Below are 16,156 nucleotides of genomic sequence, written 5' to 3' on the forward strand. Positions count from 1 at the left end.
CTTTTTGGAGGGGGCTACTTCAGTTCCGGCAGCCGAGCCTGGTTCTTGACTTCGGTCTGCGCGATCGCATCGGCCGGCAGCACGATCCGTTGTTTTTGCAACAACAGGCCCATGTTCGCCAGTACCCGGTACATCGAGTACTCCTCGGTGTAACGCACCTCGGTGTAGCGACGGTTGGCGTTGTACAGCTCGTTTTCGCTGTCGAGCACGTCGAGCAGGGTGCGCTGGCCGAGACCGAACTGATCCTGGTACGCGGAGCGCACGCGGGCGGTGGTTTCGGCGTATTCGCGGGCGGTGGGGGTCTGTTTGCGGGCGTTGAGCATCGCGTTCCAGGCCAGGCGCGTGTCTTCGTTGAGCTGGCGCAGGGCATTGTTGCGGATGTCCATGGCCTGGTTGATCTGGTGGGCGTTGGACGCCAGCCGGGCCTTGTCGCTGCCACCGCGCAACAGGTTGTAGTTCATCACTACGCCGACCCGCCAGTTGTTGTCGTGGCCTTCTTCGCCACCGATGTTGTTATTGGCGCCCACCGCCGCCTCGGCGTCGAAGCGCGGGTAGAACGGCGACTTCGCCACTTCGTACTGGCTCTCGGCAGACTGTATGTCGGCCTGGGCCGATTTCAGGTACGGGTTGTTATCCACCATGCTTTGCTGGGCTTCGCGCAGGTCGGTAGGGAGTTCGCCTTTGGTCGAGGGCGGTGCTTCCAGTTCATCGGGCATGCGCCCGACCACGCTGTAGAAGTTCGCCTCGGCGTCGGCCAGGTCGACTTGGGCGGTGTCGTAGTTGTTTTCCGCCAGGGCCCGACGGGCGTTGGATTGGTCGGAGTCGGCGGTACTGCCCACCCCGCGCTCGGTGCGCAGGCCGATCTGGTCGTTGACCCGCAGGTGCGCCTGCAGGTTGTTCTTGGCCAGGGTCACCAGTTCGCGACGCTTGAGCACTTCCAGGTAGACCTCGATGGTGCGCAGGGCCAGATCCTGGGCGGTGCCCTGGGCGTAATAGGCCCGGGAGTTGACCACGCCCTGGGTGCGCTCCACTTCATTGGCGGTGTTGAACCCGTCGAAGATCATCTGCCGCAGGCGCAGCTCCGATTGGGTGTAGGTCAGGATATTGGTGTGGTGATTGCCCAAGGCCCGGGTGTTGGTGTTGTCGCTATAACCACGGCCGTAACCGGCATTGAGGTCCACCGACGGGAAAAAGCCCCCTCGGGCGACCTTGACGTCTTCATTAGCCGACAGACGGCTGTCCACCCGTTGTGCCAGCTCAGGGTGAGTGGCAATGGTGCTCTGGATCGCTTCGGTCAAGGACATGGCCTGCGCCTGAGAAGAGCAGGCCATGGCCAGCAAAACCGCGCTGCAGAGGGGGGTTAGAACGCGCATGGGGTGCATCTCCTGGGGTCTGTAGTGCTTCGCTTGTCGCCAAAATGTTGACGTATTTAAGATCAAAACCGTTTCAACCTTGTAACAACACAGCTAAGAACATCCTGAGACAAACCTAAGAAGAATTTCTCATAACCTTTATTTCGAAAAAAACTTATGTGCTTGAAAAAAACCGGCACATTGTTCAAAGCGAAAGCCTTTGAATTTGCGGGTTCTGACGGATTTTAGGCGTCAATAAAAGTTCCAGGCAGATTTTTAAGCAACGTGAAGAAGTGTCGAAAGGGCGATGTGTTAGGTGGATTTTAGTGACGGTTTTTTGTCGTTTTGGCGAATTGCCAGCACCTCCTGCTTTCATGAAAGCTGGCAGATTTTCCAGCTTTTTGGGTCGCCAAACCTAAGGACGGATTCTTCACCCAGACAGGTGCCGATTGCGGTCGGCAACGGAGGAAATGCACATGGCAGCGCTCATCGGTATCGTCAGCAAAGTAGTCGGGCAAGTTTTCGCAGAAGCGGCCGGTGGCCTGCGGCGGCCTCTGGTCGAAGGCGATCGGCTTTACGCCGGCGAACACCTGGTCACCGGTGCCGAAGGGGCCGTGGCTGTTCATATGCAGAACGGCCAGACGTTGACCCTGGGTCGCGAAAGCAACCTGACCCTGACCCCACAGTTGCTCGCCAACCATGCGCCTCATGTCGACACGCCCGACACGGCTGCGCCGAGTGACGCGCAACTGACCGATGTGCAAAAGCTACAGCAAGCCATCGCCGCTGGCGCCGACCCTACCCAGACCGGTGAGGCCACGGCCGCCGGCCCCGAGGGCGGCAACCCGAGTGGCGTGGGCGGTGGGCACGGTTTTGTGCTGCTGGAGGAAGTCGGCGGGGAGGTCGATCCGCAGATTGGTTTCCCGACGGCCGGGTTCAATGGGATTCCCGAGCTCCCGCAACTGCGCCTGGCCGGTGATCCGGATAACACGGGCGACAATGCAATCGTGCCGCCGGTGACACCGGATAACCCGGTGACCCTCGACGGGGTCAATGTCGAGGGCGGCGAACTGACCACCAACGAAGCCAATCTGGCCGATGGTTCGGCCAGCAATCCAAGTGCACTGGTGCAAAGCGGCACCTTCATGGTTTCCGCGCCTGACGGGCTGAACAGCCTGAGCATCGGCGGCATCAACGTGATCACCGGCGGCGTGCCCGCAGGCTTCCCCCAAACCATCACGTCGGCGCTGGGCAACACGTTGACCATCACCGGCTATGACCCGGCCACGGGCGTGATCAGCTATAGCTACACCCTGACGGACAATGAAACCCATCCTGCCGGCGGGGGTGCCAACAGCATCACCGAACAATTCCCGGTGGTAGCCGTCGACACTGATGGCGACACGGCCACCGGCACCCTGGACGTCAACATTACCGATGACGTGCCCCAGGCGATCGACGACAGCCACGCCAACACGGCGTCGGAAAGCCTGGTTACCCTCACCGGCAACGTATTGCCCAACGACCATCAGGGCGCCGACCGGATCCCCACCGGTCCCGACAGCGGGCCGATCATCGGCGGTACGTTCACTGGCACCTACGGCACCCTGGTGCTCAACCCCAACGGCACGTACACCTACACCCTGAACACCAGCGACCCGCAATTCGTCGCGTTGCATGGCGGGGGCAGCGGCACCGAAACCTTCACCTACACCCTGACCGATGCCGACGGCGACACCAGCACCGCCAACCTGGTGCTGCAAGTGCACAACAACGACGACCCGGTGATCATCACCGGCCTGGATGCTGACGGTGGCGAGCTGTCATTGCAGGAGAAAAACCTCAGCGACGGCAGCAGCCCGGATGCACCGGCGCTGACTCAAAGTGGCACGTTCAGCGTGACCGCGCTGGACGGTGTGCAGACCCTGAGCGTGGGCGGCATCAACGTCGTCACGGGTGGTGTGGCAGCGGGTTTTCCTCAGTCGATTACCACCGCGCTGGGCAACACCCTGACCATCACCGGCTACGACGCCACCACGGGCGTGGTCAGCTACAGCTACACCTTGCTGGACAATGAAGCTCATCCAAACGCCAACGGCGCCAACAGCCTCAGCGAGCAATTTGCGGTCATTGTCACCGACGATAACGGCACCACCGCTAACGGCAACCTGGACGTGAACATCGTCGATGACTTGCCTGAAGCCGTGGACGACAGCAACGCCAGCACGGCTTCGGAAACCAATCTGACCCTGACCGGCAGCGTGCTGACCAACGACACCCAAGGTGCAGACCCTGTGGCGTCCGGTCCCATCACCCCCGGTACTTTCACCGGTACTTACGGGACCTTGGTGCTCAACGCTGACGGTTCCTACACCTACACCCTCAACACCAGCGACCCGCAATTCGTCGCGTTGCATGGCGGGGGCAGCGGCACCGAAACCTTCACCTACACCCTGACCGATGCCGACGGCGACACCAGCACCGCCAACCTGGTGCTGCAAGTGCACAACAACGACGACCCAGTGATCATCACCGGCCTGGATGCTGAAGGTGGCGAGCTGTCATTGCAGGAGAAAAACCTCAGCGACGGCAGCAGCCCGGATGCACCGGCGCTGACTCAAAGTGGCACGTTCAGCGTGACCGCGCTGGACGGTGTGCAGACCCTGAGCGTGGGCGGCATCAACGTCGTCACGGGCGGCGTGGCGGCGGGTTTTCCTCAGTCGATTACCACCGCGCTGGGCAACACCCTGACCATCACCGGCTACGACGCCACCACGGGCATGGTCAGCTACAGCTACACCTTGCTGGACAATGAAGCTCATCCAAACGCCAACGGCGCCAACAGCCTCAGCGAGCAATTTGCGGTCGTTGTCACCGACGATAACGGCACCACCGCTAACGGCAACCTGGACGTGAATATTGTCGATGACTTGCCTGAAGCCGTGGACGACAGCAACGCCAGCACGGCTTCGGAAACCAACCTGACCCTGACCGGCAGCGTGCTGACCAACGACACCCAAGGTGCAGACCCTGTGGCGTCCGGCCCTATCACGCCCGGCACTTTCACCGGTACTTACGGCACCTTGGTGCTCAACGCCGACGGTTCCTACACCTACACCCTCAACACTGCCGATACTGACTTCAAAGGCCTGCACGGTGGTGGCAATGGCAGCGAAACCTTCACCTACACCCTGACCGATGCCGACGGCGACACCAGCACCGCCAACCTGGTGCTGCAAGTGCACAACAACGACGACCCAGTGATCATCACCGGCCTGGATGCTGAAGGTGGCGAGCTGTCATTGCAGGAGAAAAACCTCAGCGACGGCAGCAGCCCGGATGCACCGGCGCTGACTCAAAGTGGCACGTTCAGCGTGACCGCGCTGGACGGTGTGCAAACCCTGAGCGTGGGCGGCATCAACGTCGTCACGGGTGGTGTGGCAGCGGGTTTTCCTCAGTCGATTACCACCGCGCTGGGCAACACCCTGACCATCACCGGCTACGACGCCAGCACGGGCGTGGTCAGCTACAGCTACACCTTGCTGGACAATGAAACCCATCCAAACGCCAACGGCGCCAACAGCCTCAGCGAGCAATTTGCGGTCATTGTCACCGACGATAACGGCACCACCGCTAACGGCAACCTGGACGTGAACATCGTCGATGACTTGCCGACCGCTCACGCTGATTCCGCCTCGGTGGATGAGGGCGGGACGGTCAGTGGCAACGTCCTGAACAACGACGAAGGCGGTGCCGACGGGCCGGCCGCGAGTGGTGCCGTGATCGGCGTGCGCGCTGGCGACGACACCTCGACCCCGGCGATTGGCGGCTTGAATACCCAGATCAACGGCACCTACGGCTACCTGACCCTGGACGCCAACGGCAACGCCGTCTATCACAGCAACCCCAACACCGTCAGTGCCCCAGGCGCGACCGATGTGTTCACCTACACCGTGCGCGATGCCGACGGTGACGAAAGCACCACCACCATCACCATCGATGTTGATGAAAGCTGCATCGTTGCTACGTCGGACCACGAAATCAGCGTCTACGAAAAAGCCCTCGACCTGACCCAGGACGGCCAGGACCTGGCCCCTGGCACCGTCACCGGCAGCGACCCGAGCGCCACCAGCGAAACCGCCAGCGGCAGCCTTGTCGGCTCGGTCACCGGCGCCATCGGTGCCGTGACCTTCACCTTGGTGGGCAACGCCACCGGCGCCTACGGCCAACTGTCACTCCAACCTGATGGTTCCTACACCTACACCCTGACCTCGCCCGCCACGACCACGCCCCAGGCCAACGATGGCCCGAACGTGCTGAGCGAAAGCTTTACCTATCAGGCCACGGACTCGTTGGGCAACACGGTCACCAGCACCATCGTCATCGACATCGTCGACGACGTGCCCAACGCCCATGCCGATTTCGCCTCGGTGCTGGAGGGCGGCACAATCAACGGCAATGTGCTGGACAACGACGTGCTGGGCGCGGACGGTGGCATGGTGATCGGTGTGCGCGCCGGCAATGATACGTCAACCTCCGCAGTCGGTGGCCTCAACAACCAGATCAACGGCACCTACGGCTACCTGACCCTGGACGCCAACGGCAACGCCGTCTATCACAGCAACCCCAACACCGTCAGTGCCCCAGGCGCGACCGATGTGTTCACCTACACCGTGCGCGATGCCGACGGTGACGAAAGCACCACCACCATCACCATCGATGTTGATGAAAGCTGCATCGTTGCTACGTCGGACCACGAAATCAGCGTCTACGAAAAAGCCCTCGACCTGACCCAGGACGGCCAGGACCTGGCCCCTGGCACCGTCACCGGCAGCGACCCGAATGCCACCAGCGAAACCGCCAGTGGCAGCCTCATCGGTTCGGTCAGCGGTGCCGTGGGCACATTGACCTTCGCGCTGGTGGGCAACGCCACCGGCGCCTACGGCCAACTGTCACTCCAACCTGATGGTTCCTACACCTACACCCTGACCTCGCCCGCCACGACCACGCCCCAGGCCAACGATGGCCCGAACGTGCTGAGCGAAAGCTTTACCTATCAGGCCACGGACTCGTTGGGCAACACGGTCACCAGCACCATCGTCATCGACATCGTCGACGACGTGCCCAACGCCCATGCCGATTTCGCCTCGGTGCTGGAGGGCGGCACGGTCAACGGCAATGTGCTGGACAACGACGTGCTGGGCGCGGACGGTGGCATGGTGATCGGTGTGCGCGCCGGCAATGACACGTCAACCTCCGCAGTCGGTGGCCTCAACAACCAGATCAACGGCACCTACGGCTACCTGACCCTGGACGCCAACGGCAACGCCGTCTACCACAGCAACCCCGACTCTGTCGGCACCCCAGGCGCGACCGATGTGTTCACCTACACCGTGCGCGATGCCGACGGTGACGAAAGCACCACCACCATCAGCATTGACGTGCACAACAGCTGCCTCATCGCAGAAACCGACCACGACATAACGGTCTACGAAAAAGCCCTCGACCTGACCCAGGACGGGCAGGACCTGGCCCCTGGCAGCGTCACCGGCAGCGACCCGAGCGCCACCAGCGAAACCGCCAGCGGCACTTTGGTCGGTTCAGTCAGCGGTGCCACTGGCGCCATCACCTTCACCCTGGTAGGCAACGCCAACGGCGCCTACGGTCAACTGTCGCTCCAGCCTGATGGTTCGTACACCTACACCCTGACCTCGCCAGCCACGACCACGCCCCAGGCCAACGATGGCCCGAACGCGCTGAGCGAAAGCTTCACCTACCAGGCCACGGATTCCCTGGGCAACAGCACCACCGGCAGCCTGGTGGTCAGCATCGTCGATGATGTACCAAAGGCCGTTGCGTCCGAGCGTTCGGTCACGGCGGTGCAGATCGACTCGAACCTGCTGATCGTGCTCGACGTGTCCGGCAGCATGGCCGATGACTCCGGTGTGCCAGGGCTTTCGCGGTTGGACCTGGCGAAACAGGCAATCAGCGCCTTGCTCGATAAATACGATGACCTGGGGGATGTGAAAGTCCAGCTCGTGACGTTCAGCAGCAGTGCCACCGACCAGACGTCGGTGTGGGTCGACGTGGCGACTGCCAAGTCGCTTCTCTCAAGCCTGTCGGCGGGTGGCGGGACCAACTACGATGCGGCGGTGGCGGCGGCCAAGACGGCGTTCGTCACGTCCGGGCAACTGACCGGGGCGCAGAACATCGGCTACTTCTTCTCCGATGGCAAACCCACCTCGGGCCAGGAAACCGGTGCGGCAGATGAAGCCGCATGGAAAGCCTTCCTCGACGCCAATGGCATCAAGAACTACGCCATCGGCCTGGGCAGCGGCGTCAGCAACGCCCACCTCGACCCGCTGGCCTACGACGGCAGCGCCCACACCAACACCAATGCGGTAGTGGTCACCGACCTGAACCAGCTCAATTCGGTGCTCTCCGGCACCGTGCAAGGCGCGCCGGTCACTGGCAACCTGCTGGGCGAGGGGGGCTCGTTCGGCGCCGATGGCGGGTTTGTCAAAAGCCTGGTGGTCGATGGGACCACGTACAGCTATGACCCGACGGCCAACGGTGGCCAGGGTGCCCTGAGCGCCAGCGGCGGGGTCAACCACGGCAGTTTCAATACGACCACCAACACGCTGAGCATTGCCACCGCCCACGACGGTACCCTGGTGGTCAACCTCGATACCGGTGCGTTCAGCTATACCTCCCAGACCGCCACCAGCACATTGATCACCGAAAACATCGGCTACACCATCAGTGACAACGATGGCGACCTGGCCAGTTCCAACCTGGTGATCAACGTCGTGCCCAACAGCCCGCCCGTGGCGATGGACGACAACATCATCACCAACGTGCTGTCAGGCAACATCGTGGTACCGGGCGAATTGCTGCTGGGCAACGACAGCGACGCCAACGGCGATCCGCTCACGGCCTCACCCACCAGTTTCAATACCGGTTGGACCGCCAAAGGCGGGGACTTCACTGGCAGCACCGGCACGGTCAGCTTCACCGGTAACAACGTGCAGTCGATCAACCTCAATCGCAGCGCCTTCGTCGCCAATGCCGCGAGCATGACGGCGGTGCTGGTGGTCAGCGGTGCGCTGGGTGCGGTTTCCAACAATAATGTCAACGATGAAGACCGCCTCAACATCAGTCTCAAGCAGGGTGAAACCCTGACCTTGGACCATAACCTGGCGGGCGGTCGTATCACCCTCGAGTACTCTCTCAATGGCGGGCCTTTCATTGCGATCAGCGACGGCGCTTCGTTCACTGCCGCGGCGGATGGCAACTACCAGATCCACGTCACCAACATCGCCAATGGCAGCGGTGGCAACCCCAACGGCGCGGAAAACTATCAACTGACCATGACCGTCAATTACGCAGGCGCCCAGGACAGCACGCCGGATTATCATGGCAGCTACACCGTCAGCGACAACCATGGCGGTAGCGACAGCGCGGCGGTGGGCATCAGCTACCAGGCGGGCCATACGCTGACGGGCACCACCGGGGACGATGTGTTGATCGCCGGCGACGGTGACAACACCCTTAATGCGGGCGACGGCAACGACATACTCAGCGCTGGCTCGGGCAACAACACCCTGCACGGCGGGGCAGGCAATGACTTGCTCTACAGCGGCACGGGCAACGACTTGCTCGACGGGGGAGCGGGTAACGACACGGCGAGCTATGCCCACGCGACCGCCGGGGTCACGGTGAACCTGGGACTGTTGGCGGCGCAGAACACCGTAGGCGCCGGCACCGATACCCTGACCGGCATCGAAAACCTGGTCGGCTCGAACTTCAACGATACCCTCACCGGTGACGGCGCCAGCAACCGCATCAACGGCGGATTGGGCCATGACGTGCTCAATGGCGGTGGCGGCGATGACCTGCTGATCGGCGGCCTGGGCAACAACACGCTCACTGGCGGCAGCGGTGCCGATACCTTCCAATGGCAGGCAGGCAACAGCGGCCACGACGTGATCACCGACTTCACCCCCGGCCTCGATAAACTCGACCTGTCCCAACTGTTGCTAGGGGAGAACGGCAGTGCGGCATCGCTGGACGACTACCTGCACTTCTCCGTTACCGGCAGCGGTGCATCGCTTGTGACCAGCATCGACGTCAGTGCCATTGCCGGTGCTACACCGAACCAGACCATCGACCTGGCCGGCATCAACCTAGCCAGTCATTACGGCGTTACCCCGGGAGCGGACGGGATGATCGCGGGCGGGGCGGATACCGCGACCATCATCAACGGAATGCTCAACGATCATTCCTTGAAGGTGGACACCGTGTGAGTTGAGCTGAAACGACAAAACCCGGCGACGTGCCGGGTTTTGTCTGCTACGGGGAGTGATACTTCACCCCCGCAAATCAAAGGCGCGTTCTTATCCATTGAGTCAGACGAAATGGATTATCCAGCTCAGCGAAGTCATTGTTCCGTTCAAATACTGGGCTTGCACCCGGCACTCCTTGCGGCCCGGACCGCTTATGGTAAACGGCGCCGTCGTCCAATGGCCTTCGCTGTCCGCGACGCGTTCCACGCCGGCGGGTTGACCATCGACGAAGATGACCAGGGACATGCCGGGCAGTGCAAAGCCGCTGAAATGGGCGGCCCCGGCGGTGGTGGTGCCGCCATTGGGTACGTGTTCGCCGTTGCTGTCAATCATTGTCAGGATACTGGGCCGCAGTCGTTGCCAGACCCAGATCGTCTTGATCTGATAGTCGTTGCCATCCCCTGATGCGGTAGCGTTCTTGATTCGGAAATCAACCTCGGCATTCGCCGTCGCTTTCAGCGTACCCGCAAGGTTCGTCCAATTTTGGGTAAGGGGCGTTGGCGGGAACATTTCTCCTTGCGAGGTGTTTGTTTCCAGGTTGAGCGACGGTGTGGCGGGGGTCGGGGTTACGATTCGACGGGTCCTGATGGCGAACTCATAGTCCGCTCCAGCGAGGACCGCGAATGGCCGGTGCAAAATGATGCCGTGGCTGTTGTTGGTATACGTCATGTTTTGCAACAGCCACCCGTCTGCTGGGTCATTCACGCGCACCAGGTCCCTACCGTCACTCGCAGCAGGACCTTTTGCCCAGTTATCGTAGTCGGCGGCGAATGTCGATTGATAATTCAGAGCCTGGTAAACAACCAATGGCCAGGAATTTGAAGAGGTTCCCGTTCCTGCGTATCGCGCCGTCAAGGCAATACTGCCCGCCCTCAAAGGCGTACTGGTTACACATCGCCAGACGCCGGCGGCATCGCTGCGTGTAGTACCCACCGGCGTGGCCCCCTCGAAAAGGTCCACATTGGTGGATGGAGTTCCTTTCCCGTGCACCACCACCTGCCGATACGGCGTGCTTGAAATCTGAGGAATGTCATTGCCATTACCATCCTCCACCCGATCGATCCGCAGCTCGACGTTCGCGCTTTGTACGGTGAAACGCCAGGCGTTGGAGGTCAATCCTTCGCCATACTTGGCGACTGCCGTGAAACTGAGTAACCCGATCGGCAGTCCGGTAGCCGTATAGGTCCAGGTGCCGGTGGGACTGGCAGTGATGGTTCCCAAGGGCGTCTGATCGCGGAAAAAATCCATTGCCCCGCTCGGTTGCGCGGTGCCGGTGAAGGCGACGGTGGTATCGGTGGTGATGCCGTCGTTTTCGATGGGCCCGTTGGCACCTGCCGCTGCGCTGATGATCGGTTTTGAGACGGTGTCGAGGTGAATATCAAGATAATGGGTCTCCGACTGATTGGAGTTCCCCAACTGGTCCGTCACCCTGAATTGGAGCGCTGTATACGGGTCGTTACCGGCCTGTAGGAAGGTCTCGGTAAACAGTGTGCGCGTCACCGGTATCGAACCCGCCGGCACTTCAAATGGAACGTTCACATCGCCCAATAAGAAGTTGATGCGGTCATGGTTTCGCCGATTTGAGTAGGTGAAACCGAACTCCACACCTTGAGCTGCCCGCTCGGCACTGACTCCGTCCGTAATGACATCCGGCGGGATCACCAGATTCAGCCCTTGGGGTGCAGGCTCACCGGGTGCCCTCAGGTGATACAGCACTGTCAGGTCCCTCGAAGTTTCGCCGTTTTGACTGGGGCGGCTCACCTTGTAATACAACCGATTCACACCATTCAGTAACCGCCCATGGGGTACATGCAACTCCATGCGCAGTTGTTCCTCCCCGGGTCCCACGTTCTTGCCATCCACGGGGAACGGATCGTCATTGATGTACAAATCAGCTCGATCATCCACAGCCATCGTCCAGGAACGTCGCTGCAGCTCGGTCCATGGATCGATCAGGCATCTCAGGCCGCGAGGTTGATCGTCGTAGAGACTTTTGGGTATGCCACCTGCCGCGATACCGGCCGGTTGCACGGGCGTCACCCAACCCAAAATGATCACGGGGTATAAATCGAACAGTTCGTTCAGAGTGGAGGATTGGATGTCCATGTTGTTTTCCTGATAGGGGCGCGCGCGGGCTTCCAGCGTCAGGAGTAATCAGACATCTGGTTGGAAGGTTTGGCTACTGTCAGGATTGACAGGTGCGGGGGTGGCTTGGACGAACGGTTGGGCCAGCGAGGGGGGGCGAATAGAAATGGTTTTTCAGGATCTATGCAGGGTCTTCTGCCTGAGGATATAGATCGTCACCAGCACCGCACTGGTGAGCATGAACCCCCGCGCCCACGGCAGGGGCACCAGGTAGCAGGAAAAGAGGATGCTCACCCACATCAGCCCGATGGCGTAGACCTTGCCTTTGAGCGGAATACCGTTGCCGCTGAGGTAGTCGCTGATCCAAGGGCCGAGGCGGGGATGACTCACCAGCCAGCGGTAGAAGCGCGGCGAGCTGCGGGCGAAACAGGCCGCCGCCAGCAGCAGGAAAGGGGTGGTTGGCAGTACGGGGACGAAGATGCCGATGACCCCCAGCGCTACGCTCAGCCAGCCAATGGCCAACAGAACGTAACGCAGGATCAGCGGGCGAGTGCCAACTGGCGAGGGCACCCGGTCACTCAGTGGTGGCGAGGCTTGAGGATCGCCGGTTTTTCGTCCGGTGCGTTGCACAGCAGGTACAAGGCGGTAAGGGCTTCGGGGATCTGGACGATCATGTCGTCCATCAGGTTGGCGTCGGCGGCGATGTCAGAAAATTCCGGTTGCTCGTCGAACAGGCCGGAACCGACCATGATCGGCAGCAGCATTTCGCTGACTTCCTCTTCGGCGGTTTCGAACCAGGCGGCTTCGCGCAGGAACACGCCTTCCATGAAGCCGATGCACCAGCCACGCAATTCCGAATCGTCCGGGTCATCGCCCAGGTCCAGGTCGCATGGCAGTTCGAATTCTTCGTCGGAAGCCAGTTGGCGGGCGATGTGGGCCTTGAGGCCGACCAGCGTGGCTTCGATTTCGGCACGCTGGGCTTCGTCGCTGTAATGCGGCTCTTCGGCAAACAGGGCATCGATCCACTCACGGTCCGGCACCGTTTCTGCGCAGATGGACAGGGCGGTCAGATAGCCGTGAGCGGCCACGTAGTCCAGCGCCTCTTCGTGCAGCTCATCGGCGTCGAGGAAGACTTGCAGGCGGGTCAGTTGCTCAGCGAAGGACATTACGGGCTACCTTGGGGAATAAACAATGCGGGAATTCTAGGCCTTCTTGAGCCCCCAAGCCAGCCGCGTGGCGTATTTGCCTCTACTTGGGCGCACGAGCGGACCGCGATCCCTGTAGGAGCTGCCGAAGGCTGCGATCTTTTGATCTTGATCTTTCGGTTTTCGCTTGAGGCTCGATTGGCTGGGGAAAGATCGCAGCCTCGTTGCACTCGGCAGCTCCTACAGGGCGCATGGCGTGCAATCGCCTACTTGATCACCTCCTGTCAGCAGCCACCTTTGCAACGAAGGCCTCGGGTATACTGCCGCGTTTTGTGATGCCCTGCGGCGTCCCGCCGGTTCGAAACGCGCACTTACGATTCGCCGGTGCAGCTTTTGTGGTTCTGAACCAGCCTTGCAGGGATGTTTCGGTGATTTTTGGAGTTTCTATGCTCGAACAGGCTCAACGCGTCCTCAAGGACATCTTCGGCTACGACAGTTTTCGTGGCCGCCAGGGTGCCATTATTGAGCGCGTGGCCAGCGGTGGCGATGCCCTCGTGCTCATGCCCACCGGCGGCGGCAAATCCTTGTGCTTCCAGGTACCGGCGCTGTTGCGCAATGGCCTGGCGGTGGTGGTTTCGCCGCTGATCGCCTTGATGGACGACCAGGTCGCGACCCTCGAGGAGTTGGGGGTTGCCGCCGCTTCGCTGAACTCTACCCTCAGCGCCGAGCAGCAGCGGGACCTGGCGACGCGTATCAAGCGCGGCGAAGTGAAGATGTTGTACCTGGCCCCGGAGCGCCTGGTGCAGCCGCGCATGCTGGCGTTCCTGCAGAGCCTGGAAATCGCCCTGTTCGCCATCGACGAAGCCCACTGCGTGTCCCAATGGGGCCACGATTTCCGACGCGAATACCTGCAGCTGGGGCAACTGGCGGAGCTGTTCCCCGACGTGCCGCGCATCGCCCTGACTGCCACCGCCGACAAGCGCACCCGCGAGGAAATCGTCGAGCGCCTGCACTTGCAGAACGCCGAGCGGTTCCTGTCCAGCTTCGACCGTCCCAATATTTTCTATCGCATCGTACCCAAGGAGCAGCCGCGCAAGCAGTTGCTGGCGTTTCTCTCCGAACGCCGCAGTGATGCCGGCATCGTCTATTGCCTGTCGCGCAAGAAGGTCGATGAAGTGGCGGCGTTTCTGTGTGAGCAAGGGTTTCCGGCGTTGCCGTATCACGCCGGCCTGCCCAACGACCTGCGGGCCTATCATCAGAAGCGCTTCCTCAACGAGGAAGGCCTGATCATGGTGGCCACCATTGCGTTCGGCATGGGCATCGACAAGCCCAACGTGCGTTTTGTCGCGCACCTGGACCTGCCCAAGTCCCTCGAGGCGTACTACCAGGAAACCGGGCGTGCCGGCCGTGACGGCTTGCCGGCCGATGCCTGGATGGCCTACGGCCTGCAAGACGTGGTGATGCTCAAGCAGATGTTGCAGAACTCCGAAGGCGACGAGCGCCACAAGCGCCTGGAACAACACAAGCTCGACGCGATGCTCTCGCTGTGCGAGGAAACCCGCTGCCGTCGCCAGACCCTGCTGGCCTACTTTGACGAAGACATGCCCCAGCCTTGCGGGCATTGCGACAACTGCGTCGATGGCGTGGAAACCTGGGACGCCACCGAACCGGCCCGCCAGGCCTTGTCGGCCATCTTCCGCACCGGCCAGCGCTACGGTGTCGGGCATCTGGTGGACGTGTTGCTGGGCAAGGACAACGAGAAGGTCCGCAACTTCGGCCACCAGCATCTTTCAGTGTTCGGCGTGGGCAAGGCGCGCACCGAGAGTGAATGGCGTTCATTATTCCGACAACTGGTGGCCCGCGGCCTGGCCGACATCGACCTGGAAGGCTACGGTGGCCTGCGTTTGTCCGAAAGTTGTCGGCCCTTGCTCAAAGGCGAGGTCACCCTCGAACTGCGCCGCGACCTCAAGCCGGCAACGGCGGTCAAGAGCAGCAAGAGCCAGGCCAGCCAACTGGTGCGTGGCGAAGAGCGCGATCAATGGGAAGCCTTGCGTGCCTTGCGGCGCAAGCTGGCCGAGGAGCACGGCGTCCCGCCATACGTCATCTTCCCCGACTCGACGCTGCTGGAAATGCTCCGCAGCCAGCCCACCTCCCTGGCGGAAATGGCCCGGGTCAGTGGCGTGGGCGCGCGCAAGCTGGAGCGCTATGGCGAAGCTTTCCTCCAGGTACTGGGCGGCGAGGCCGAAGCACCGAAAGTGGTGGCCGATGTGCGCCACGAACTTATCACGCTGGCCCGGGCCGGCATGACGCCATTACAGATCGCCGGGCAACTGCAGTGCTCGGAAAAGAACGTCTACACAATGCTGGCCGAGGCCATTGGCAAACAGCAGTTGTCCCTGGAACAGGCACTGGATCTGCCCGAAGAACTGATGGGGGAGGTGCAGGATGCATTCCTGGATGGCGAAGGCGAGTTACCGCCGGTGTCCGAAGTTGCCGCACTGTTTGTCGGACGGGTTCCCGAAGGCGTGCTGTATTGCGTCAGGGCTGCATTGCAGTCGGAATTTGAAGTCTGATCAGTGAGTTGCGTTCCTTTAACGATTCAGTACAAGGCGAGCCTTGCTTGAACCCAAAGCTCATGCTTAGCTGACTAATAATTAGTTTTTCTCTATTTCAGATCTGATGAGTTTTTTTATGCCGTTAACCGATCAACACCGTTTTGGCATGCAGTTGGCGCAAATGTCCCGAGGCTGGCGTGCCGAACTGGATCGTCGCCTGGCCGGGCTGGGCCTGTCCCAGGCGCGCTGGCTGGTGCTGTTGCACCTGGCCCGTTTCGAACAGGCGCCGACCCAGCGTGAACTGGCCCAGAGCGTCGCCGTCGAAGGCCCGACCCTGGCCCGGCTGCTCGACAGCCTGGAAACCCAGGGGCTGGTGCAGCGCCAGGCCGTGGCCGAGGACCGCCGGGCCAAGAAAATCGTGCTCTGCGCACCGGCCCTACCGTTGATCGAACAAATCGAAACCATTGCCACGCAACTGCGTCGTGAGCTGTTCGAAGGTGTCGACGAAGCGGACATGCGCGTGTGCATGCGGGTCCACGGGACGATCCTGGCCAACCTGGAAAAATCCTGAGGTATATCCCTGGCGCCAGACTTTTGAGATTCGGCGATTAGCGAACTATAACCAGTACTAAGTGATCGTATTGGATGCGTTTACGCTCAGTCTGGCAGTCGAA

The 16,156-nt window shown here is 61.3% G+C and carries 7 protein-coding genes; 3 read left to right on the plus strand and 4 right to left on the minus strand.

Going from position 1 to position 16,156, the window contains the following annotated elements; translation table 11 throughout:
* Window positions 1-14: 14 nt before the first annotated feature.
* Window positions 15-1,373: a TolC family outer membrane protein gene (locus tag GFU70_RS07510; protein ID WP_058546880.1), complete on the minus strand. Its 1,359-nt coding sequence runs from the start codon at window positions 1,371-1,373 to the stop codon at window positions 15-17.
* A 455-nt stretch (window positions 1,374-1,828) separates the two neighbouring features.
* On the opposite strand from GFU70_RS07510, the gene GFU70_RS07515 reads away from it, so the two are divergent.
* Window positions 1,829-9,658, plus strand: a complete 7,830-nt coding sequence (locus GFU70_RS07515; protein WP_153387806.1) for a retention module-containing protein — start codon at window positions 1,829-1,831, stop codon at window positions 9,656-9,658.
* Window positions 9,659-9,760: 102 nt separating this feature from the next.
* Here the strand turns inward: GFU70_RS07515 and GFU70_RS28680 are convergent, their stop codons facing one another.
* The 3 genes from GFU70_RS28680 to GFU70_RS07530 all read right to left on the minus strand — a co-directional run bounded on the left by GFU70_RS28680 (window position 9,761) and on the right by GFU70_RS07530 (window position 12,948).
* Window positions 9,761-11,803, minus strand: coding sequence for a hypothetical protein (locus GFU70_RS28680; protein WP_226921055.1), 2,043 nt, complete (start codon window positions 11,801-11,803; stop codon window positions 9,761-9,763).
* A 153-nt stretch (window positions 11,804-11,956) separates the two neighbouring features.
* On the minus strand, window positions 11,957-12,352 hold the full coding sequence (locus GFU70_RS07525) for a YbaN family protein (protein WP_027913208.1): 396 nt from the start codon (window positions 12,350-12,352) through the stop codon (window positions 11,957-11,959).
* A gap of 8 nt (window positions 12,353-12,360) precedes the next feature.
* A complete protein-coding gene (locus GFU70_RS07530) occupies window positions 12,361-12,948 on the minus strand; it encodes a YecA family protein (protein WP_003198997.1) in 588 nt (195 codons plus the stop codon).
* Between the two features lie 425 nt (window positions 12,949-13,373).
* On the opposite strand from GFU70_RS07530, the gene recQ reads away from it, so the two are divergent.
* Together recQ and GFU70_RS07540 are read left to right on the plus strand one after the other, a co-directional pair.
* Window positions 13,374-15,500 (plus strand): DNA helicase RecQ, encoded by a 2,127-nt coding sequence (recQ, locus tag GFU70_RS07535; RefSeq protein WP_153387807.1) that lies wholly within the window; start codon window positions 13,374-13,376, stop codon window positions 15,498-15,500.
* A 118-nt stretch (window positions 15,501-15,618) separates the two neighbouring features.
* The gene (locus GFU70_RS07540; protein ID WP_003199001.1) at window positions 15,619-16,053 is read left to right on the plus strand and encodes a MarR family transcriptional regulator; all 435 of its coding nucleotides are present in this window, start codon (window positions 15,619-15,621) and stop codon (window positions 16,051-16,053) included.
* Window positions 16,054-16,156: the final 103 nt, after the last annotated feature.

It is taken from the genome of Pseudomonas brassicacearum, from assembly GCF_009601685.2.
GTDB lineage: Bacteria > Pseudomonadota > Gammaproteobacteria > Pseudomonadales > Pseudomonadaceae > Aquipseudomonas > Aquipseudomonas kilonensis_B.